This is a genomic window from Empedobacter sedimenti, assembly GCF_030005555.1.
GTDB classification, from domain to species: domain Bacteria; phylum Bacteroidota; class Bacteroidia; order Flavobacteriales; family Weeksellaceae; genus Empedobacter; species Empedobacter sedimenti.
This window is the reverse complement of the sequence record NZ_JASCQG010000005.1, coordinates 124,271-145,593: the sequence shown is the minus strand read 5'-3', so window position 1 is coordinate 145,593 and position 21,323 is coordinate 124,271. Positions and strand designations below refer to the sequence as shown.

Annotated in this window: 17 protein-coding genes; 9 read left to right on the top strand and 8 right to left on the bottom strand. The window is 32.5% G+C overall.

Annotation, left to right across the window (positions count from 1 at the left end):
• Window positions 1-89 precede the first annotated feature (89 nt).
• From QHG34_RS07015 to QHG34_RS07005, 3 genes are all read left to right on the top strand, one after another.
• Window positions 90-1,505 carry an L-serine ammonia-lyase gene (locus QHG34_RS07015; protein ID WP_282629495.1) on the top strand — a complete coding sequence of 472 codons (1,416 nt, stop codon included), beginning with the start codon at window positions 90-92 and terminating at the stop codon, window positions 1,503-1,505.
• Window positions 1,506-1,722: 217 nt separating this feature from the next.
• Window positions 1,723-3,666, top strand: coding sequence for a DEAD/DEAH box helicase (locus tag QHG34_RS07010; protein ID WP_282629494.1), 1,944 nt, complete (start codon window positions 1,723-1,725; stop codon window positions 3,664-3,666).
• Between the two features lie 116 nt (window positions 3,667-3,782).
• On the top strand, window positions 3,783-5,480 hold the full coding sequence (locus tag QHG34_RS07005) for an AMP-binding protein (RefSeq protein ID WP_282629493.1): 1,698 nt from the start codon (window positions 3,783-3,785) through the stop codon (window positions 5,478-5,480).
• A 54-nt stretch (window positions 5,481-5,534) separates the two neighbouring features.
• On the opposite strand, the gene QHG34_RS07000 is transcribed toward QHG34_RS07005, so the two are convergent.
• The 3 genes from QHG34_RS07000 to QHG34_RS06990 form a co-directional block, all read right to left on the bottom strand.
• Window positions 5,535-5,876 (bottom strand): hypothetical protein, encoded by a 342-nt coding sequence (locus QHG34_RS07000; RefSeq protein WP_282629492.1) that lies wholly within the window; start codon window positions 5,874-5,876, stop codon window positions 5,535-5,537.
• Window positions 5,851-6,201, bottom strand: a complete 351-nt coding sequence (locus tag QHG34_RS06995; protein WP_282629491.1) for a phage holin family protein — start codon at window positions 6,199-6,201, stop codon at window positions 5,851-5,853. The genes QHG34_RS07000 and QHG34_RS06995 overlap by 26 nt, the downstream gene beginning before the upstream one ends.
• Window positions 6,202-6,266: 65 nt before the next feature.
• The gene (locus QHG34_RS06990; RefSeq protein ID WP_282629490.1) at window positions 6,267-6,626 is read right to left on the bottom strand and encodes a YtxH domain-containing protein; all 360 of its coding nucleotides are present in this window, start codon (window positions 6,624-6,626) and stop codon (window positions 6,267-6,269) included.
• A gap of 100 nt (window positions 6,627-6,726) precedes the next feature.
• Between QHG34_RS06990 and QHG34_RS06985 the strand changes: the two genes are divergently transcribed.
• Together QHG34_RS06985 and murB are read left to right on the top strand one after the other, a co-directional pair.
• The gene (locus tag QHG34_RS06985) at window positions 6,727-7,926 is read left to right on the top strand and encodes a pyridoxal phosphate-dependent aminotransferase (protein WP_282629489.1); all 1,200 of its coding nucleotides are present in this window, start codon (window positions 6,727-6,729) and stop codon (window positions 7,924-7,926) included.
• A 71-nt stretch (window positions 7,927-7,997) separates the two neighbouring features.
• Entirely contained in the window at window positions 7,998-9,026 is a 1,029-nt protein-coding gene (gene murB, locus QHG34_RS06980) for a UDP-N-acetylmuramate dehydrogenase (protein WP_407080904.1), read from the top strand.
• A gap of 29 nt (window positions 9,027-9,055) precedes the next feature.
• Here the strand turns inward: murB and QHG34_RS06975 are convergent, their stop codons facing one another.
• From QHG34_RS06975 to QHG34_RS06965, 3 genes are all read right to left on the bottom strand, one after another.
• Complete coding sequence (locus QHG34_RS06975; RefSeq protein ID WP_282629488.1) at window positions 9,056-9,364, bottom strand: hypothetical protein; 309 nt, start codon at window positions 9,362-9,364, stop codon at window positions 9,056-9,058.
• A gap of 30 nt (window positions 9,365-9,394) precedes the next feature.
• Window positions 9,395-10,186, bottom strand: coding sequence for a cobalamin-binding protein (locus QHG34_RS06970; RefSeq protein ID WP_282629487.1), 792 nt, complete (start codon window positions 10,184-10,186; stop codon window positions 9,395-9,397).
• A 68-nt stretch (window positions 10,187-10,254) separates the two neighbouring features.
• A complete protein-coding gene (locus tag QHG34_RS06965) occupies window positions 10,255-11,451 on the bottom strand; it encodes a CynX/NimT family MFS transporter (RefSeq protein ID WP_282629486.1) in 1,197 nt (398 codons plus the stop codon).
• Window positions 11,452-11,534: 83 nt separating this feature from the next.
• On the opposite strand from QHG34_RS06965, the gene QHG34_RS06960 reads away from it, so the two are divergent.
• Complete coding sequence (locus QHG34_RS06960) at window positions 11,535-12,308, top strand: AraC family transcriptional regulator (RefSeq protein WP_282629485.1); 774 nt, start codon at window positions 11,535-11,537, stop codon at window positions 12,306-12,308.
• 63 nt (window positions 12,309-12,371) lie between these two features.
• On the opposite strand, the gene QHG34_RS06955 is transcribed toward QHG34_RS06960, so the two are convergent.
• Window positions 12,372-16,439 carry a glycoside hydrolase family 2 TIM barrel-domain containing protein gene (locus QHG34_RS06955; RefSeq protein ID WP_282629484.1) on the bottom strand — a complete coding sequence of 1,356 codons (4,068 nt, stop codon included), beginning with the start codon at window positions 16,437-16,439 and terminating at the stop codon, window positions 12,372-12,374.
• 254 nt (window positions 16,440-16,693) lie between these two features.
• Window positions 16,694-18,184, bottom strand: a complete 1,491-nt coding sequence (locus QHG34_RS06950) for an aminoacyl-histidine dipeptidase (protein WP_282629483.1) — start codon at window positions 18,182-18,184, stop codon at window positions 16,694-16,696.
• Between the two features lie 174 nt (window positions 18,185-18,358).
• On the opposite strand from QHG34_RS06950, the gene QHG34_RS06945 reads away from it, so the two are divergent.
• The 3 genes from QHG34_RS06945 to QHG34_RS06935 are packed head-to-tail and all read left to right on the top strand — an operon-like array spanning window position 18,359 to window position 21,313.
• Window positions 18,359-19,669 (top strand): erythromycin esterase family protein, encoded by a 1,311-nt coding sequence (locus tag QHG34_RS06945; protein ID WP_282629482.1) that lies wholly within the window; start codon window positions 18,359-18,361, stop codon window positions 19,667-19,669.
• Window positions 19,669-20,571, top strand: coding sequence for an ABC transporter ATP-binding protein (locus QHG34_RS06940; RefSeq protein WP_282629481.1), 903 nt, complete (start codon window positions 19,669-19,671; stop codon window positions 20,569-20,571). The genes QHG34_RS06945 and QHG34_RS06940 overlap by 1 nt, the downstream gene beginning before the upstream one ends.
• Window positions 20,552-21,313, top strand: coding sequence for an ABC transporter permease (locus QHG34_RS06935; RefSeq protein WP_282629480.1), 762 nt, complete (start codon window positions 20,552-20,554; stop codon window positions 21,311-21,313). The genes QHG34_RS06940 and QHG34_RS06935 overlap by 20 nt, the downstream gene beginning before the upstream one ends.
• Window positions 21,314-21,323: the final 10 nt, after the last annotated feature.

Sequence of the window (21,323 nt, the reverse complement as noted above, 5' to 3'; positions counted from 1 at the left end):
TAACAAAAAATTGCCAAAATAAAAGTGAATATGAGAATTTAACGGCTATATTTGTTCTGTGTGGAAAAAATATAAATTAAAAGTACAATATGGATTGTATTTCAGTATTTGATATGCTTAAAATTGGCGTTGGTCCTTCAAGTTCTCATACTTTAGGTCCTTGGCGCGCAGCAGAAGCTTTTCTGAAAGAATTAGAAGCCGCTTCAATTTTTGAAAAAATAACACGTGTCCGTGTAGACTTATATGGATCATTATCGTTAACAGGAAAAGGTCATGCAACAGATTATGCCGTAATGTTAGGTTTAAGTGGTGCTGATCCAGAGTATGTTCCTATTGATGATATCTCTTCAATTATTAATACAATTAACGAGACAACTACGATCAATTTTGGAGGAAAATTTAAGATAAATTTTGATCCAAAAACTGATATTGTATTCAATAGAGAATTTTTACCATTTCACGCAAACGGATTAACGTTTACTGCAGTTTATGGAGAAGAGGAGTTTTCTTCAACATTTTATTCTGTAGGAGGTGGTTTTTTTACTAAAGAAGATGAAGAAACTTCAAATACAGAAGTTACAGGTGCTTTCCCTTTTCTATTTAATACATCGACAGAATTATTAGAATTTTGTTCGAAAGAGAATAAGTCAATTTCTGAAATCATGTTCGAGAACGAGAAATCGATCAGAACAGAGGACGAAATTCATCATGAATTAATGCGTATTTGGGATACAATGCTAGAATGTATGTACATTGGTTGTCATACAGAAGGTATTTTACCTGGAGGATTGAACGTGAAACGTCGTGCATATGATATGCATAAAAATTTGGTAGGAAAAACACCATATTCTAACCCACAAGAATGGATTACGTCAATACGTAAAACCAAAGTCTATTTCAGACAAATCCTAAAATGGGTAAGTTGTTTTGCTTTGGCTGTAAATGAGGTTAATGCATCTTTAGGTCGCGTAGTTACTGCGCCAACAAATGGTAGTGCAGGAGTTATTCCTGCTGTTTTGATGTATTATTTGGTTATTGAAAATCATAAAGCAGGTCAGAAAGAAATTGAACAATTCTTAACAACTGCAGGTGTAATAGGTTCTATCTTTAAGAAAGGAGCAACTATTTCGGCAGCAATGGGAGGTTGTCAAGCAGAAATTGGCGTTTCATCAGCAATGGCAGCAGCAGCTTTGTGCGAATTAATGGGCGGAACTCCAGCTCAGGTTACAATGGCAGCCGAAATTGCAATGGAACATCACTTAGGTTTAACATGCGATCCGATTGGTGGTTTGGTTCAAGTTCCATGTATCGAACGTAATACAATGGGTGCAATTAAAGCAATAAATGCAGCAGAATTAGCATTGGATACAGATCCTTTACATGCAAAAGTTCCGTTAGATAAAGTAGTAAATACGATGTGGGAAACTGCAAAAGATATGAATAATAAATACAAAGAAACTTCTGAAGGAGGTTTGGCAGTAGCGGTTAATATCGCAGATTGTTAGTAACGTATTTATTATCAATACAATGAATAATTGTAAAGTGTTTTGTAAGGATTATGAAAGTGTGTTGTGTGTTTCAAAAATAATCCTTACATTTGCACAGCCTTTTAGAGTTAAGGTACGGATGTTAAAGAATATTCATTTAGGGATTTTTTAGGCTGCTCAGCCATTTAATTTTATTCTTTCATATCTGTTGGTTAAATAATTTAAAATAAAACCGGTGATATGGAATATAAATGAATTTCATTATCTCGGTATCGTATCTAACATGATTACATTCAAAGAATTAGGACTTCAAGAAGAAATCCTAACTGCAATTGAGAAAATGGGCTTCGTTAACCCATCTCCAATCCAAGAAAAAGCTATTCCTCAAATCCTTTCATCAGATCAAGATGTTATTGCATTGGCGCAAACAGGAACAGGAAAAACTGCAGCATTCGGGCTTCCGGTTTTAAATCAATTAGACAGTAATTCAAAATCAGTACAAGCAATTATTTTGTGTCCTACTCGTGAATTATGTTTACAAATCGCAAAAGAATTAGAATCTTTTTCTGCAGATATGCGTGGAGTACGTGTACAAGCAGTTTATGGTGGAGCTGATATCGTTAAACAAATTAGAGGTTTAAAAGATAATCCACAAATCGTTGTAGGAACACCAGGTCGTACAATGGACTTAATTAAGCGTGGTGCATTAAAAATTAATGACATCACATGGACAGTTTTAGATGAGGCAGATGAGATGTTGAACATGGGATTCCGTGACGAAATCGATTCTATCTTAGAAACTACTCCAGAAGAAAAACAAACTTTATTATTCTCAGCTACAATGCCTTCAGAGGTTCGTCGTATCGCTTCAGAATACATGCACAATCCAGTTGAGATTGCTGTAAGTAAAGTAAATACAGCATCAAAAAATATTGAGCATCACGTTTACTTAGTACGTTCTTCTGATCGTTACTTAGCTTTAAAACGTTTAGCTGATTATTACCCAAATATTTATGGTATCGTTTTCTGTAGAACTCGTCGCGAAGCGAAAGATGTTGCAGATAAATTGATGCAAGATGGTTACAATGCAGACGCATTACATGGAGATTTATCACAATCACAACGTGATCACGTGATGGAGAAATTCCGTAACCAAAACATTCAAATCCTTGTTGCAACAGACGTTGCTGCACGTGGAATTGATGTAAACGAGTTAACTCACGTTATCAACTTTAATCTACCAGATGATCCAGAAGTTTATGTTCACCGTTCAGGTCGTACAGGACGTGCTGGTAACAAAGGGATATCTATCATCATTTCTGGTGGTCGTGAAGCTCGTAAAGTAAGAGATTTAGAAAAATTAATTGCTTCTAAAATCGAACCTAGAAATGTTCCGACTGGAGCTGAAATTTGTGAAAAACGTTTAATTTCTTTAATCGAGAAAATCGAAAATATTGAAGTTGACGAAGAGTTAATCGCACCTTACATGGATACGGTTAATGAAAAATTAGCAAATTTAGATCGTGATACATTATTGAAACGTTTCATGACAGTTGAGTTCAATTCGTTCTTAGAGTATTACAAAAACACTAGAGATATTACATCTGAAGGAGATCGTGGAGATAGAGCAGATCGTACGTCTAACCGTCGTGGAGGTCGTGATTTTTCTCGTTTCTTTATCAATATTGGTCAAAAACACAACTTACGCGTTCCTAACTTAATTGGTTTAATTAATGAACAAACACGTAACCGTAACATCGAAATAGGAAAAATTGAAATTTTACGTAATTTCTCTTTCTTCGAAGTTGATACACAATTTGAATCATTAGTTTTAGAATCTTTCAAAGATGCTCAGCGTGATGGTGTAGATTTAGATGTACAAATTTCTAAACCAGAGCCAAGACGTGGTGATGGTGATCGTCGTGGGGGTGATAGAAGAGGAGGAGATCGTCGTCGTGATGGCGGAGGTAGTCGAGGATTCAATAGCCGTCGTGATAATGATCGTGAAAGAAGTGGTGGTTACCGAGGAGGTGATCGTGATTCTAGAGGAGGTGATAGAGGTGGATACCGTGGAGGTGATCGCGACCGTGATTCTAGAGATTCTAGAGGAGGAGATCGTGGTGGTTACCGTGGTGGAGACCGTAATAGAACAGGTAACTCAAGAAGAGGTAGAGATTAATAATTTCTCAATAATAAATAGTAAAAAGGATGAATTTCATAAATTCATCCTTTTTTCATTTCTAATAGTGTGGTTAATTGAATAATTTTTCTACATTTATTCAAAACCACAAGTAAATGACAGTACAAGAATTGTTCAACTCGATTCGATTAGCTATCGAATCAGAAGATTATGCAAAATTAAATGAGGTTAAAATTTTTAAACCAGAGAAGTTTAATTGGGTAAGGGATATTTTTGAACCTCACAATGTAGCTAAGTTTGGGAATCAAAAGGGATTGATTTGGAAGTATAATGAGCAAAGAGAGGATTATACATTTCAGGATTTGTCTGATAAATACAATCAGTTTCTAAATTTTTTGAGAAAAAATGGGGTTGATAGAGGAGATAAAATGTTTTCGCAAGTTCCATTGTTACCAATTACATGGATTGGATATTTGGTCGCTATAAAAGGCGGATTAATTATTATTCCAGCTGCAACAACTTTAGACGCTCGCGATTTAGCGTTTCGTTTTCAATCATCTTTCCCTGAAGTTGCTTTGGCAGATCAGGCAAATGCATCAAAAATTGATGAGGCTGAAGCTAAATTTGATCAGAAAATTAAAATTAAGTTGATTTCTGATGGTGAACGTGAAGGTTGGATCAATATCAATGAGTTGTGGAAAGAATCTACACTAGCTGAGGCTGCTGATACTAATGCTGACGATGATTTATTCTATTTCTTTACATCTGGTACGACAGGAATGCCAAAAGTAGTTGTACATACTCATTATACTTACCCTGTTGGAGGTTTTACAACTTCGTCTTGGGTTGGAATGAAACCAGGAGATTTACATTACAATATTTCGCAACCAGGTTGGGCAAAATTTTTCTGGAGCAGTTTTTTCGCTCCTTGGAATATGGGCGCAACCATTTTAGGGTATCATGCAGATAAATTTGTTCCGAAAGAGCAATTACAAACTATTCAAGATTTGGGCGTAACAACTTTTTGTGCACCACCAACAGCTCTGCGAGTTTTGATTTTAGAAGATTTGAAAAATTATGATTTCAAACTTCGTCAATGTGTTGCTGCTGGTGAACCACTTAATCCAGAAATTATTGATGTTTGGAAAGAAGGAACAGGAATTTTAATTCGTGATGGTTATGGACAGTCAGAATCAACAGCGATGATTGCGAATTTACCAGATCAACAATTGAAGTATGGTTCGATGGGAAAACCTCTATTTTTATATAATATCGTGATTGCCGATGATGAAGGAAATATTGTCCAAGATTATGAAGAAGGAAATATTTGTGTGATACATGACGAAAATACAATTGATGGTATTTTCAAAACCTATTTGATTCAGAAAGATAAAATGTCGAAGGTTTTTAAGCATGGATTGTACTACACTGGAGATAAAGCGTACAAAGATGAAGATGGATATGTTTGGTTTGTAGGACGTGATGACGATGTCATAAAAGCATCAGATTTCCGTGTTGGTCCTTTTGAAGTAGAAAGTGTGTTATTAGAGCATGATGCAATTATGGAAGCTGCTGTTGTTGCAAGTCCACATGAGTTGAGAAGTAATGCGGTGAAGGCTTTTGTAATTCTTGCACCTGGACATGAGGCTTCAAATAGTTTAGCTTTAGATATTTTTCGTTTTACGGAAGACCATTTGGCGCGTTACAAAATTCCTCGAATTATTCAGTTTGTCGAAACATTACCAAAAACACTTTCAGGAAAAATTCGACGTGTAGAATTACGTAATCAAGAAGCAGTTGATAAAAAAGATAAAGTTAAATTATTGAACGAATATTTTCATGAGAAATATTAAATCACCATAAATAAAAAAACCACTCATATTGAGTGGTTTTTTTATCAAATAATTTTATAATTTTTCTTCGATGTATTCCTGTATTTTACTTGTAATAATAGGAACAGCAATCATAATTAGACCAGCAATTACTACTTTCGTTACTCCTTTCATAGGATACTTTTCTGCAGCTTTATCACCAACCCAATTCAAAGCATTTTCTACTCTTGAAGATGTAAAACTTGTATCAGATTTTAAATTTGTCACAAGATTAACTGCTTTATTTACAAAAGAGTTTTCGTGCTTATTCTCAGCATGTTTCATTTGTAATTTTATTTTACGTTTTGCCATTCGCAAATCGTCCAAATTTTTTATTGCAGATAATTGTTCTTTATTCTTCATCGTCGTCTTCGTCATCTTCTTGGTTAGACATTGCTTCCATTGCGTTTTCTATTGTAATATTTACAAGAAACAATTTCAATTTCTTTCTAAATAAAATACACAATACCATTACGAAGAAATAAATTCCTGTAACTGTAAGGAAACCTAATCCTGTGTCGTTAAAATAACTTCCTAAAATAAATCCTAATGCTAAACTCCCTAATAATAATAAAAACAAAGAAAACACGGCTATAATTAATACATAAATTCCGCTCGCTAACATATTACTCAGCGAATCTACGAGATCGTATTTAGCCAAAGTTATTCTATTATTAATATAGATTTTTAGTTCATTAAACATAAAATTGATTTAATTTCAGACAAAGTTAGTTATAAATTATAAGGATTATTGTGTTTTAAATGAAATTAAACTCCAACGTTTTCTTGGAACTCGTCTTTTAAATCCTCTTTTGTTTGATTAGCTTTTGATTTTAAATCTTTTCCAGCTTCTTTTGCTTTAGCAACGAATTCGTCTTTTTGCTCAGCTAATTTAGCTTTAACTTCTTCTAATTTAACTTCTAATTCTTTTTTCGTTTTTTTAGCTTTATCAGAAAAATCATTCGCATATTTATCTAACTCTTTTTTGTATTTGTCAGCTTCTTTTTTCAGTTTTTTACGTGTGTCTTTTCCTGATTCTGGTGCATATAATAAACCTACTACTGCTCCGATTGCTGTTCCGATTGCTAAACCTGCTAATAATTTTGTCGCATTATTTAATTTACTCATAATAAAGTTTTTTTTGAGATTAAACGTATTTATATTTACACCAATAAATTTACAAAAACAATACCAAAGAATCTAATTCGAATTTAAAAAATTACAATAAATGTTAATCTTATCACAAAAGTCTCAAAATATGCCAGCTTCTCCAATCAGAAAGTTGGTGCCATACGCTGATGCAGCGAAAAAAAGAGGAACTAAAGTTTATCACTTAAACATTGGGCAACCTGATATAGAGTCGCCAAAAGCGGTATTAGAAGGATTAAAAGAATTTCCTTCGAATATTATTTCTTATACGCATTCTGAGGGTACATTAGATTACCGTCAAGCTTTGGCAGATTATTTTAAAAATCGTGGAATTGATCTTGGTCCAGAAAATTTTATTGCAACTTTAGGAGGATCGGAAGCGTTATTATTTATCTTCGGAATTATTGCAAATCCAGGTGATGAAATCATTATTCCAGAACCTTTTTACGCAAACTATAATGGTTTTACGTGCGAAAATGATGTAAATATTGTTCCTGTACCTTCTGGAATTGAGCAAAATTTTGCTTTACCATCAATTGAAGAGTTTGCAAAGAAAATTACAGATAAAACACGTGCAATTTTAATTTGTAATCCAGGCAATCCAACTGGATATGTTTATTCTAAAGAAGAATTAACGCAATTAAAAGATTTAGTACTTAAACACGATATTTATTTAATTGCAGATGAAGTTTATGCTGAATATTTATACACAGAAGAAGAATTTACATCTGTTTTAAGTTTCCCAGAATTAAAAGATAATGCAATTGTAATTGACTCAGAATCAAAACGTTTTTCTTTATGTGGAGCTCGTTCTGGCGCTTTGATTTCTCGTAATGAAAAATTCTTAAAAGCTGCAATGTTATATGCACAAGCTCGTTTAAGTCCTGTTGAAATTTCTCAATACATTGCAACTTTAGCCCACAGAAATGTTGGTACTTATTTTGAAGATTGTCGTACAGAATATTTAAAACGTCGTAATACATTAGTAGCAGGTTTACAGCAAATTCCGGGTGTGGTTTGTCCAAATCCAAAAGGAGCTTTCTATTGTATGATTCAGTTGCCGGTTGATAGTGCAGAGAAATTCGCAATTTGGTTATTAGAATCGTTCTCATCAAATGGAGAAACAGTTATGTTAGCACCAGGAGCAGGATTTTATTCAACTCCAAATTCAGGAATACAAGAAGTTCGTTTGGCTTATGTTTTGAAAGAAGAAGATTTAGTTCGTTCAGTCGAATTATTGAAAGAAGCTTTGGAGCAATATCCAGGAACAATTAGATAAAAAATATTTGTCAGTTTTGACTTATTGTCATAAATTAATATGACAATAAGTTGCTGTCAGAAGTAGAAAATATAAGTAAGATGGAAATCATCGAAAATTATTCATTAAAATTATATAACACATTTGGAATAGAGGCAAAGGCAAAATATTTTGCTGATGTTGCAACTATTCAAGATTTACGAAAAGTGTTGGTTTTTCGTCGTCAAAAAGATTTACCGATTTTATTTATTGGTGGAGGAAGTAATATGCTTTTTGTAGATGATTTTCCGGGTGTTGTGTTAAAACTGAATTTGAAAGGAATCGAAATTATCAACGAAGATGATGATTTTGTGTACGTTAAAGCGCAAGGAAGCGAGAATTGGCACAATTTTGTTGAATGGACGTTGCAAAATGATTTCGGAGGATTAGAAAATCTTTCGTTGATTCCTGGAAATGTAGGTACTGCGCCGATGCAAAATATTGGTGCGTATGGCGTTGAAGTCAAAGATTATATCGAAGAAGTTCAAACATTAGTTTTGGAAACAGGAGATGAGCGCACTTTTACAAATGAAGAATGTCATTTTGGTTACCGTGAATCTGTTTTCAAAAATGAGTTGAAAGGACAATATGTTTTGGTTGCAGTTACATTTAAGTTGACGAAGAAAAATCACCAACTTCATGTAGAGTATGGTGCGATAAAATCTGAATTGGAGAAGGAGCAAATTTTTGATCCAACGATTCAAGAGATTAGTGCAGCTGTGATTAAAATTCGTCAAAGTAAATTACCAGATCCTTCGCAAATAGGAAATTCAGGAAGTTTCTTTAAGAATCCTGTCATTTCGAATGAAGAATTTGCTGAAATAGAAAAACTTCATCCGGAAATTTCTCATTACAAAACTGATTCAGGTGTGAAATTAGCCGCAGGTTGGTTGATAGAACACGCAGGTTGGAAAGGAAAACGTTTTGGTGATGCGGGAGTTCATGATAAACAAGCTTTGGTTTTGGTGAATTATGGCAATGCAACTGGACGCGAAATATATGATTTATCTGAACGAATTATAGAAGATGTGAAAGCCAAATATGGTGTAACATTGGTTAGAGAAGTCAATATTATACAATAAATTAAATCCCGCTGAAAAGCGGGATTTTTTTATTCCTCTTTATTGATTTTTAATTTAGAAATTCCAAGAATTAAGATAACTCCGAAAGCTATGTATAAAAGTTTTTCGAGAATAGTTGTAACTATATTTAGCTCATAAATTGAAACATCAAAATAGTTTTTTATAGCTAATTTTATTATTGATAATAGTAGGATAGAAATGGTGATGAAAATTAGATAATTACTAAAAATTATTTTTTTTCTGTTTGCAATAAATGCGCTAATTAATAGAAGAATATCAAATATAAAGTGTAGTAATATTATTATCTTACTATATAAAATTAAAAAATCTGCATCCATAATTTATTTTTTCTACTTAAGACTTACTACCTAAAACGTATAACTTTTTATAATCTCCACAATTTTATCCAAACCATCTGTTAAGGCAGCAGGACCAGGTTGTAAAATCAATTCAGATTTTATTTCGTATAACTGATTTTGTTGTACAGCTTTTACATTTTCAAAACCAATTCGTTGTTTTACTTTTTCTGGTTTAAACATTTTTCCACACCAAGAACCGATAATAATTTCAGGATTACGTTCGATCACTTGTTCATCTAACAGAATACGATCTTTTGCTAAGGCTTTATTTTTGAGTTCCGGAAAAGCTAATTTTCCACCAGCAATTTCTATCAAATCATTTACCCAAGCACTTCCCGAAATAATTGGTTCGTCCCATTCTTCAAAAAAAACAGTTGGATGATAGGGAAGGAGATCTGCTTGTTGTTTTACTTCCTCGAGTTTCTTCTCGTAAGATTCGACCAATTTCAGTCCTTTTTCTTGGCAACCAATCAACGAAGTAAATTGCAAAATCATATTTAAAATTTCGTCAACAGTTCGATGATTAAAAATAAAAACATTAATTCCTCTTCTGATTAATTCTGCCGCAATATCAGCTTGTAAATCCGAATATCCAACAACCAAATCCGGCTTTAACTCTATAATTTCTTCAAATTTTGCATCCAAAAAAGTGGAAACTTTAGGTTTTTCTTTTCGAGCTTGCGGCGGACGATACGTAAATCCACTAATTCCTACTAAACGATGTTGTTCGTTAATGTTATACAGAATTTCGGTTCCTTCTTCTGTTAAGGAAACAATGCGTTGCGGAAATCGGTTTTTCATTACTTTTTTTGTGTTATTAGCTTCATTAAAAGTAATTATTATAGCTCAGAATTACTTAATAAGTTTGTTTAATTTTCTTCAATAAATTTCGGTTTACAGGCTTTTCTTCCAAAATATGTCATTATACAAATAGTCAATAATAAGAAATAAAGCGAATAAGACCAAGATGAGTCAAAATCATATAATTTTCCAAAAATAGGTGGACCAAATGCAGCGATTAAGTACCCAATAGATTGTGCCATTCCCGAAATTTTTATGGTACCTGCGATTGTTTTACTTCGAATTGAGAAAAAAAGAATAGAAAGACTAAAAGCTAAACCTCCTGCAAAACCAATCAAGATTGCACTTAGATATATAAATTGGGTTTTGGTTGTAATCAGTAAAATTATTCCAATGCAATATAGTATAGTTGTTAAGTTTACCATGACTTTTGGGTTCTGCATTTTACTTGCAATCATTGGGCTGAATAACATGGCTGGTAACATAGCTAATTGTAAGATAGAGAAAACCCAACCTGATTCTACTTTACTCATTCCGAAATCTATTAATAAAGTTGGTAATAAGGCTACAAGACAATAATAAATTAAAGATTGAGTCCCCATAAAAACACTGATATTCCAGGCTTGTGAAGAGCGAAAGATATTGAATTTTATATTTTTAGGAGTCTTTGCTACTTTTGATTGAATGTTTTTACCAAAAAAAGATTCTAAAACGACAATAATTAGCGCAATTAGAGCTCCAATAATCCAAATGCCTAATGAACCTTTCCATCTACTTTCTGTCCATTTCCCGATCGAAATACTTAGACCCGAAGCTAATGCAGCAACTAAACTCATCGAAACGGAGAAAATACCAGTCATTATTCCAATTTTATTAGGAAAAAGTTCTTTAATATAGGCTGGAGTTAATACATTTCCGATACAAATTCCTATTCCAAGAAGCAACGATCCTATATACAATAATTCAATATTACCATAAATTCTGAGTGATAAACCAACAATTAGGATAAGAATTGAAAAGATAAGACTATGTCTAATATTAAATTTAGAAATAGCTTTACTAACTAAAATAGAGCAACTTGCAAAAACAATTAAAGGGATAGATGTAAGTAAACTAGCTTGTAAATTATTGATATGTAATACAGATTTTATTTCGTCTAAAATTGGACTTACTGCTGTGATTGGAGCACGTAAATTAATTGAAACGAATAGAACTACGCCAATACTTAGCCAAAATGTAGTTTTATTATTATTTTCTATTTTCATGTTTGTATGATTAATTCTTTTGCAAATTTACAATTGTCGTTTTTATTAACTTTGCCATAAATTACATTTGAAACGACATTGTTATGATAGAGAAGGGTGAATATTCTAATCAAGTAAGCTCTGATACATATGTTTGGTATGAGAAAAATTGGAAACATGATGAGATAGAACACTCTCATGAATATTTTCAATTAAACTATGTTGAGCAAGGTTATCAATATTTTCATATTGAACAGAAAATTTTTCTTGTACCTCAAAACTATGTCATTTGGATTCCTGCAAATAAAATACACTTTACAACATCACATTCGAAAAAGGTGAACCCTATGGTTATTTTGTTTAAATCTACTTTTGATGATGAGTTTTATAATAAAATACACGTTTTTAACGCACCTACAGTTCTAAAAGAAATGATGTTTTACGCAGAGAAATGGAATAAAATACTGAATGAAGATGATGAACAACAACTATTTTTAGAGGCTTTACTTCGTAGTTTACCAAATTTTTGTAACGAGAACGAGAGTTTGCAATTGCCTATTTTATTAGATAGCAGATTACTTTTGGTTAGCGCGTATATGAGCGAAAATTATTCAAATAATTTGGATATTGAAGATCTTGCAATTAAGGCTAAAATGTCAGTTAGAAATCTGCAACGAATTTTTAAGAACGAAACCGGAATTACAATTCAGAAATATATGCAATTGATTCGTATTTTAAAAAGTGTAGAACTAATCGATACGATGAGTTTTACTTTAAGCGAAATAGCATATAAAGTAGGTTATAAGAGTTTATCAGCTTTTACAGCATCGTATTTTTCTGTGATGAAATCGAAACCTAAAATTAAGAAGTTGCATTAAAATAAGAAATTCATACCATTTACATGATATGAATTTCTGTTTGAAAATATTATGAATAAATTATTAGTTCACTAAAACTCCAAATTCTGATCCAGCAGCGTAATCTTGTCCATTTTGAGAACTTAAAGCTGTGAAACGAATATATCTTCCGCGAATTGGTTTGTCAAACAATATTGTTTGCAGTTTAGTGTTTTTCTCGAAAGAACCTTCTTTGATTGGATTACTCCAGTTTTTACCATCTAAACTGATTTGAATTCTATAATCTTTTATGTTACCATTTGCTCCATCTTGGCGAGGCAAATAAGTAAACCCTTTAATCATTTTGAAATCTCCTGCATCAAAATCTACCCAATGCGGATATTGTGCAACAGTTACAGAGTACATTGTATGCCAAATAGAGCTTGGGTTTCCATCTACCAAATTCTTCGCATCTCCTTCACCAGTTTCTTGACTCGACGCAAAAACGACTTGCAACGGAATAGTTTCTATTTTAGTAAATTTTGAAGAAACTTTGATGTTTGGATTATTTTTATCCCATGTTACAATTGTATTGGCATCTCTCAATTTGAAAGGTTCTGTATACTTCGTTTCTTTCCCATTTCCGATTTTGTAGTACAAATCTGCGTTTTGATTTTGGCTTAAAATTGTTACTTCACCAGTTTTATTTCGCGTAATAACAAGTGGCGAATCTCCAGCTCCTTTTACTTTGGCTTGAGTTGCATAATTGTTATGTTGAATAGGACGAATAATAAAACCGAAAATCGTAGCATTTGGTTTTACACGATCTTGCTCTAATGGCGGTCCTTGTCCACAACTATTTCCACCAAGTCCTGTAACGCCAGCGTCTAAATGCATATATGTTCCGTTACTTTTTGGTAATTTGTATGGATGTGATGCTAATGTCAATTCTAATTCGCTCCAAGGTAAAACAGAAGTCGACATTACATTTTTGCTTACAAAAACAACTCCATTTCCAGAATTGTCAGTTAAAGAACTCCATCTAATTTCCTCATTATTACTCATACTTTGAGGGTTTGGCCAAGGTACAAACTGATCTTTAACCGTACTTTTATATAATTCGATGTTTTGTGCTGTCTTACGATCCGCATAATTATTGATTGGTCCACGTCCGTAATAATTATAATTACTTAAACTTTCTGGTAATTTCAATCCAAATCCTAAACGAGCCAAAGCAAGCGAATCGTCATTTGAAGTTATGCTTGATGATAATTCGATCGAACCATCTGCATAAATTGTCCAAACTAGATTTGACGTGAATTTGAAATCATTTTCACCAAATGGTTGATCTTTGTGTTCTTCAATTTTGAATTTTCCTGATGTTCCACCCAAAAGCGATGCGCTGTTTGGAGCTTGTGATTCTACAACATACGATAATACAATTGCACCATCTTTTCTTGTATAAGAAGTTGATGACAAAACTTTGTGTTTTAAATTATGTACACCTTTTTGAAACCATTGCTGATATGCCCAGTTGTCATTATCCATTGGCGCACGATATCCGTCCAATTTAGGACCATCGCCATCTTTAATAATCGTTTGGTTATTATAATTTAAACTATAAATTGTTCCTATTTGATTATCAAATTTTACAGAGAAATTATTTCCAGTAATCGTTTTGATTTTTTCACTATCCGTTACAGTGACTTGATTCGATTTTTGAACTTCTTCAATTGATGGAAATTGATCTGCAGCTTTAACCAAAATTTGTTCCTCCATTTGAACATAATCTTTCTTCGCCCACAATTGATCATGATTTTGCTTGAATTGAATTTTTACAAAATACTCTGAACTAGGTTTTAATTTTGCTTGATTAATTGGTAAACGAACGATTTGTTTTTCGCGTGGACCAATAATTTTCTTTGGACCAATAAATGCTGTACTTCTTTCAATTTCGATTCCATCTTCGTACAAAGCCCATTCTGTTGTATAATCTTCTAAAGAGATAAAATAATTTTTATTGAAAATCTCAATTTCACCATTCAAGATGTTAGCAGGTTTTACACCAACATTTTGATACACTTTTTTAACTTCCCAATAAGCAGGTTTTACCTTTAAATCTGCGAAAACTAAACCATTGTTTACAAATGTTCCATCATTTGGTTTATCACCAAAATTTCCTCCATATGCTAAAAATTTTTCACCCGTATCTTTGTCATAGTAATACATCGCTTGGTCAACCCAATCCCAAATTGCACCTCCCATAAAGAAGTTTGTTGATTCCATTGCTTCCCAATAATCAATCAAGTTTCCAGCTGCATTTCCCATTCCATGCGCATATTCTGAGATATGGAAAGGATATTTTAACTTATAATTTCCTTGTACCGCACCACGAACCCAGTTGATAGATGGATATTGATTAGATCCCATATCCACAATTGCATTATTGCGCTCGTATTGAACTGGACGAGAAGTATCTATTTTTTTGATAGCATTGTAGGCTTCCACAAAATTATTCCCAGGCCCAGCTTCATTTCCTAAAGACCAAATAACGATAGAAGGATGATTAATGGTTGCATGAACCATCTCTACATTACGCGCCACGTGTGCATCTCTCCACTCTTTGGGGTGAGAAATAGACGCTTCTCCATAATAATATTGATGACTTTCTAAGTTAGCTTCGTCTTCCAAATAAATTCCATATTTGTCGCACAAATAGTACCAATACGGATCATCTGGATAATGCGAATTACGAACATGGTTGATATTTGCACGTTTCATCAACTTTATTTCTTCCTCCATTTGTTGACGCGTCACAACTTTTCCTTTTTCAGGATTTGTTTCGTGGCGGTTAACACCTTTCAGTTTTACGGTTTTTCCATTTACGTAGAAATAACGTCCAGCTAAACCAAATTCATCATCTTCGGCTTTTGTATCTTTAATTTCAACTTTTCGAAATCCAACATTTGTCGAAATCGTTTCAACTGTTTTGTTTTTCGCATCTTTTAATTCTCCAACTAATGTATAACGATAAGGACGCTCTGCAGACCAAAGATTTGCGTTTTTCAGTTTTAGCGTTTGCTTATAGATTGAAGAAGAATTAGGATTAATTGTAACTGCATCAGAATTAATTACATATTCAGTTGTCGTAACCTTTTCGGTTTCGTCGCTATATAATTTATTTTGATAAAGCGTGTAAGCAATTTTGTAGCCTTTTGCAGCTTTTTTAGATAGATTTCTAATATCAGCAGAGATATTTAATTCACCATCTTTGTAGTTATTAGTAACTTCAGGAATTGCAACAATATCTCTAATTTGAACTTTTGGTTTTGATGTTAAGGAGACCGTACGGAAAATTCCAGGTAATCTAAACATATCTTGTGCTTCTAAGAAAGAAGCATCCGAATTTCTATACACTTCGACAGCAACAGAGTTTTCGCCTTTTTTGTTTAAATAATCTGTGATATTAAACGAAGCTAAATTACGCGAGTTCTTAGAAAAACCGACATATTTACCATTAATCCAGATATAGAAAAACGAATCTACACCATCAAAATTGATGTAAATATCTCGTCCGTCCCAATTTTTAGGAACATCAAATGTACGTTTGTACGAACCAACTTCGTTTCTATAAATATATGTTGTCCAATCTTTGTTTGGTTCGCGCATTACGCCACCTTTCCAATCGTCAACTTTTACAGCATGCTGAAAAATTACTTTTTGATTGACATAAATTGGTACACCGTATTTTAAATCTCCATTTTTCTGAATACCATAAATATTCCAACTCATCGGAACTGGAACGTCCGCCCAAGATGAGGTGTCATAATTGTTTTCGTAAAATTTTTTTGGCCTTTCGTCTGGCTTTTTTACCCAATTGAATTTCCATGTTCCGTTCAAATTCATCCAATATGGACTATTTTCTGGCAAAAGTTTTACTGCTTGATTTTGATTCTCAAAAGAGAAAAAATAACTTTTTGGTAATTCTTTGTTGAAGGATAAATTCATTGGCGATTCCCATTCGTTTCCGTCAGGTGAATTTTTTGACCCATAATTGAAACCTCCTAAACTTTGCGTAAAAGGATTTTCAATAGAAGGATTTGTTTGCGCAAATGTCGCCTGAACAACAAGTGTCGCAACAATTACTTTACTGTACTTTGTTATAAGATTCATTTTTTCAATAAGCATTATTAATCACGTGTTAAACAAATATAGGTTAGATTATTAAATGATTAAGCTTATTTTGAGGAAGGAAGAATATTGATAAAAAATATTTTAAAAATTGTTTTTAATTTTGTGAATAATTATCTAAATAACAATTAATTAATGAAAATTATTAACTTGAAATTTAAAATTATGTAAAAATTATTATTGTAAAAAAAAGACCACTTAAAAAGTGGTCCTATAATTAAGTTTATAACTTATAATTATATGTTTTTAGAATTTGCACAGCTATAATCAACAGCTCCATCGTTCGGAATTTCTTTCAAAATTTCTAATAAATAATTCCAGAATTTCTGAACAGAGGCAATTTCTACTTTTTCGTCAGGAGAGTGAGCACCAGAGATATTTGGACCGAAAGAAATCATATCCAAACCAGGATAATTAGTTCCGATAATTCCACACTCTAAACCAGCGTGACAAGCGACAACTTTAGGTTCTTCACCATATTGAGTGATGTAGATTCCTTTCATTAATTCTAAAATTTCTGAATGAGTATTGGCTTTCCAACCAGGGTAAGAACCAGAGAATTTAACCTCAAAACCACCTAATTCGAAACCAGCTTTCAACGTTTGTGCTAAGGCTTCTTTACCAGATTCTACAGAAGAACGTGTTAAACATAAAACACGAACATTTCCGTCGATTACTTCTACGCGCGCCACATTGTTAGACGTTTCTACTAAACCTTCTACATCAGGACTCATTCTGTAAACACCATTGAAGGCTGCCATAATTGTTTGAATAAAAACTTTAGAATCTTGTGCTGACATTGCTGAGTTTGCTTCTGTTGATTCTAAACTAATCACCATTTTAGGTTCTTTCGTTTCGTACTCTTCGATGATTTCTGCACGTAAAGTTTCGTAAGCTGCTTTGAAAGCATCCACTTTGTCAGAAGGAATCACAATCTTAGCCCAAGATTCGCGCGGAATAGCGTTGCGTAAACTACCTCCTTCCATGTGCGCAACTTGTAAACCAAATTCAGTTCCAGCATTCAATAAACGAGCAATTAATTTGTTCGAGTTTCCTAAACCTTCGTGAATTTGCATTCCAGAATGTCCACCGTTCAAACCTTTTAATGTTAACGTAAAAGCAGTTCCGTTTGTAGCCTCAGCTGTGTAAGTTTTTGTAGCCGTTACATCAACACCACCAGCACAACCAATGTCTAATTCGTCATCCTCTTCTGTATCTAAATTCAATAGGATTTTACCAGATAAAAATCCAGCTTTCAAACCTAAAGCACCAGTCATTCCTGTTTCTTCGTCAATCGTGAAAAACGCTTCGATAGCTGGATGAGGAATATCTTTCGATTCTAAAATTGACATAATTGTAGCAACTCCAATTCCGTTATCTGCACCTAAAGTTGTTCCATTTGCTGTAACAAATTTCCCATCTTCAATCAACATTTCGATTCCTTGTGTATCAAAATCAAATGTTACATCATTATTTTTTTGACAAACCATATCCAAGTGCGATTGCATCATCACTTTTTTACGATCTTCCATTCCAGGATAAGCCACTTTTTTGATCAAAACATTTCCTACTTCGTCCGTTTCTACAGGTAGACCTAAATCTTCACCAAATTTGATGATAAACTGACGAACTTTTTCTTCTTTTTTAGAAGGTCTTGGAACTGAGTTCAATGCAGAAAAATTTTTCCAGATTGCTTTTGGTTCCAAATTAAGAATATCGTTATTCATTGTTTGTTTTTTATTGTTCCTCAAAGTTACGGAATTACGACAACATAGTTTTATGAAACAAGTTTTAATTTTTTTGATTCTTAACCAACCTTTTTAAGGTTTTCGGAATCATATTATTAAAATAATATATCATGTAAACGAAATAATACTAATTTTAAATAACACTAACAATTAATGAAGAAATTAACACTATTTACAATTTTGACTTTACTCAATGCAGTATTGTTAAATGTTTTTGTTTTCAAGAAAGTTCCTAATGATGATTCTGAAAAGATAATTGCTGAAACAAATCAGTATAAGCATCCAATAAATTCTATTGAGATGAGCGAAAAAAACACTCTGGATTTAGAATTTCTTAAAACAGTTTTAAAAGATAATCGCATTGTTTTTCTTGGAGAAAGTATTCATCAAGATGGGCAAACTTTTAAGGCAAAAGCTCGTTTAATAAAATATTTGCACGAAAACTTAGACTACAATGTTGTGTTGTACGAAGCTGGACAATATGATATGTGGATGGTGAATAATGAAATGGAAAAAGGTACTTTAGGTATCGAAAAAGATTCTATTGCTGGTTTGGGTATGTTTAATTTTTGGTGGGCGAATAAGGAAACACTTCCGTTAAACAACTATTATTTACAATCGAAGAAAACAAACAATCCAATTACATTGGGAGGTTTTGATATACAATTTTCAGGTAGTTTGTATAATAGTTTTAGATCTTCCAAAAAATCAACTAATAATATAGCAAGAGTAAATTTATTAAAAGATTTTTTAGACAAGAATAATATCAATGGATATCCTCTATTTAAACGAGAGCTTTCTTTTTTTGATTTACTAAAATTAAAAAAAGTATTTGAAAGAAGTTACAAAGAAGAAGAACGTCAATTGTTTTTTAATGAATTAGATTCTATTAAATATCGAATTTCTAAACTCCTAAAAACTGCTGAAACAAGTATTTATGCGAGATACCTGAATGATGTTAAAAATGATATTCAGAAAAATTTGAAGTATAAACCTGGAACAATGAAAAGTATGCAATTCCGCGATTCTTTGATGGCTGAAAATTTAATTTATCAATTGGATTCTCTTTATCCAAATCAAAAAGTGATTGTCTGGTCTGCAAATGTACATGCTTATAAAAAATATCATACAAATGATTTCAAACCTTTGGGGCAATATATTAAAGAAAGATATAAAAATCAATCGTATTCAATAGGATTTACTTCGTACGGAGTTTACAATCCGTTGAAACAAATTACAAATACGCCTAATAAATACGCTATAGAAAATGTGTTTCATCAACTCAATCAGCCTTATTTCTTTTTAGATTTTCGCCAAATTCCGAGTCAATCTATTCTCAAAACAGAATATTTTTCTGTGATGGATCAAGGAATGAATTTGAAAGCGAAATGGAGCGATTTTGTAGATGGGATTTTTTATATTGATGTGAATCAAGTACCAACACCACTAAATGAAGACAAATAATGAAAAGTATAGAAATAAAAGATTTGAACTTTAGTTTCGGATCAAAACAAATATTAAATCAAGTTAATCTTAATGTTCCGAAAGGAAGTATTTATGGTTATTTGGGACGAAATGGAGCAGGAAAATCGACAACGATAAAATTGCTTTTAGGTTTATTGAATTCTAAAGATGATAATATTTTCTTGAATGGTTTAAGTATCAAACAAGATGCAATTAAGATTCATTCATTGACAGGAAATTTGATTGAGGCGCCTTGTTATTACACAAAATTAACGGTTTATGAAAATCTGAAATATTTGGATGTTATTTATAAAAAAGGTGAGGAACGAATAAGTGAAGTGTTGGAGTTGGTTGATTTGTTGTATGCTGCACACTATAAAACCTCGAATTTATCGATGGGAATGAAGCAACGATTAGGAATTGCGATCGCGATATTTCATGATCCTGAAATTTTGATTTTGGACGAACCTCTAAATGGTTTGGATGCACAAGGAATTTATGAAATGCGTGAATTGTTTTTGAGTTTGAATAAAGAAGGAAAAACGATTTTCTTGTCAAGTCATATTTTGAGCGAATTGGAACGAGTTGCTACGCATATTGGAATTATTGAAGGAGGAAAAATGATTTTCGAAGGAAAGAAAGAAGAGTTGCTTGGAAATGTAGTCCGTAAAGTTGCAATAAAAGTGAGCGATGCAGAGAAAGCTACTACAATTTTAGAAAACGTTAGAGGAGAAGATAATATCATTCATTTAGAAATTGAACATGATAAAGATTTTCATCAAAAAATAGAGAAACTAATTCAGAATAATATAGAAATCTATGATATTCAGTCTGAAACAGCAAATCTTGAGCAAAAATTTATTAACCTAATTCAACCAAAAAATGACGAACACATTCTATAAAGCATTTGCTTCCGAACAATATAAATTATCTAAAAATAAAGAGATTTTTGGTATTTTATTTTTACCTGCATTAATTGTGGTGATGGTATTTTTCTATTTAATCTACAAAGCACCGATAGAAGAAACAGAGGTAAATCCGTGGTCTATTTTGTTAGGACGATATGTTTTTCAGTTTTTTTTCTTTTTATTACCAGTATTAATCGCTGTTTTTGTGCATTCTTGTTGTGATGTAGAGTATAAGAACAATAATTATAAGTTGCTGTTTACATTGCCTATTTCACATTCCAAAGTTTATTTTGCAAAAGCGTTGTACATCTTGCTTATAGTTAGTTTTTCGGTGATTTTGGCTTATGTACTTTTTTTATTGAGTGGATATTTGTTGCAATTTATAGCGCCAAATTATGGTTTCCAGAATTTTGATTTTAGAGAAATTGCTTTTTATACTTTTCTAAAACTATGGATTGGATGTTTAGCTGTAAGTATGGTACAATTTGCATTAAGTTTATTTTTTCGCAGTTTTATTTATCCAATAGGATTTTCACTTTTTATGACAGTTCTTTGTAGTGTTATAAGTAGTAAAAAAGCAGCAGACTATATTCCACATTCAAGCTCTCCTAAATCTTTGAGCAATTTAATGAATCAAATTGTTTCTTTAGAGCGATTAGACTACATAAACCTTATTTACGTTGCTGTATTTCTAGGATTAAATTATTTTATCTTCGTCAGAAAGAAAAATCTATAACACAAAAAAG

Excerpts from the sequence above, each read along its gene's own strand:
- QHG34_RS07015 (WP_282629495.1), top strand. The coding sequence starts at position 90 with ATGGATTGTATTTCAGTATTTGATATGCTTAAAATTGGCGTTGGTCCT.
- QHG34_RS07005 (WP_282629493.1), top strand. The coding sequence starts at position 3,783 with ATGACAGTACAAGAATTGTTCAACTCGATTCGATTAGCTATCGAATCA.
- QHG34_RS07000 (WP_282629492.1), bottom strand. The coding sequence starts at position 5,876 with ATGACGAAGACGACGATGAAGAATAAAGAACAATTATCTGCAATAAAA.
- QHG34_RS06995 (WP_282629491.1), bottom strand. The coding sequence starts at position 6,201 with ATGTTTAATGAACTAAAAATCTATATTAATAATAGAATAACTTTGGCT.
- QHG34_RS06990 (WP_282629490.1), bottom strand. The coding sequence starts at position 6,626 with ATGAGTAAATTAAATAATGCGACAAAATTATTAGCAGGTTTAGCAATC.
- QHG34_RS06985 (WP_282629489.1), top strand. The coding sequence starts at position 6,727 with ATGTTAATCTTATCACAAAAGTCTCAAAATATGCCAGCTTCTCCAATC.
- QHG34_RS06975 (WP_282629488.1), bottom strand. The coding sequence starts at position 9,364 with ATGGATGCAGATTTTTTAATTTTATATAGTAAGATAATAATATTACTA.
- QHG34_RS06970 (WP_282629487.1), bottom strand. The coding sequence starts at position 10,186 with ATGAAAAACCGATTTCCGCAACGCATTGTTTCCTTAACAGAAGAAGGA.
- QHG34_RS06965 (WP_282629486.1), bottom strand. The coding sequence starts at position 11,451 with ATGAAAATAGAAAATAATAATAAAACTACATTTTGGCTAAGTATTGGC.
- QHG34_RS06960 (WP_282629485.1), top strand. The coding sequence starts at position 11,535 with ATGATAGAGAAGGGTGAATATTCTAATCAAGTAAGCTCTGATACATAT.
- QHG34_RS06955 (WP_282629484.1), bottom strand. The coding sequence starts at position 16,439 with ATGAATCTTATAACAAAGTACAGTAAAGTAATTGTTGCGACACTTGTT.
- QHG34_RS06950 (WP_282629483.1), bottom strand. The coding sequence starts at position 18,184 with ATGAATAACGATATTCTTAATTTGGAACCAAAAGCAATCTGGAAAAAT.
- QHG34_RS06945 (WP_282629482.1), top strand. The coding sequence starts at position 18,359 with ATGAAGAAATTAACACTATTTACAATTTTGACTTTACTCAATGCAGTA.
- QHG34_RS06940 (WP_282629481.1), top strand. The coding sequence starts at position 19,669 with ATGAAAAGTATAGAAATAAAAGATTTGAACTTTAGTTTCGGATCAAAA.
- QHG34_RS06935 (WP_282629480.1), top strand. The coding sequence starts at position 20,552 with ATGACGAACACATTCTATAAAGCATTTGCTTCCGAACAATATAAATTA.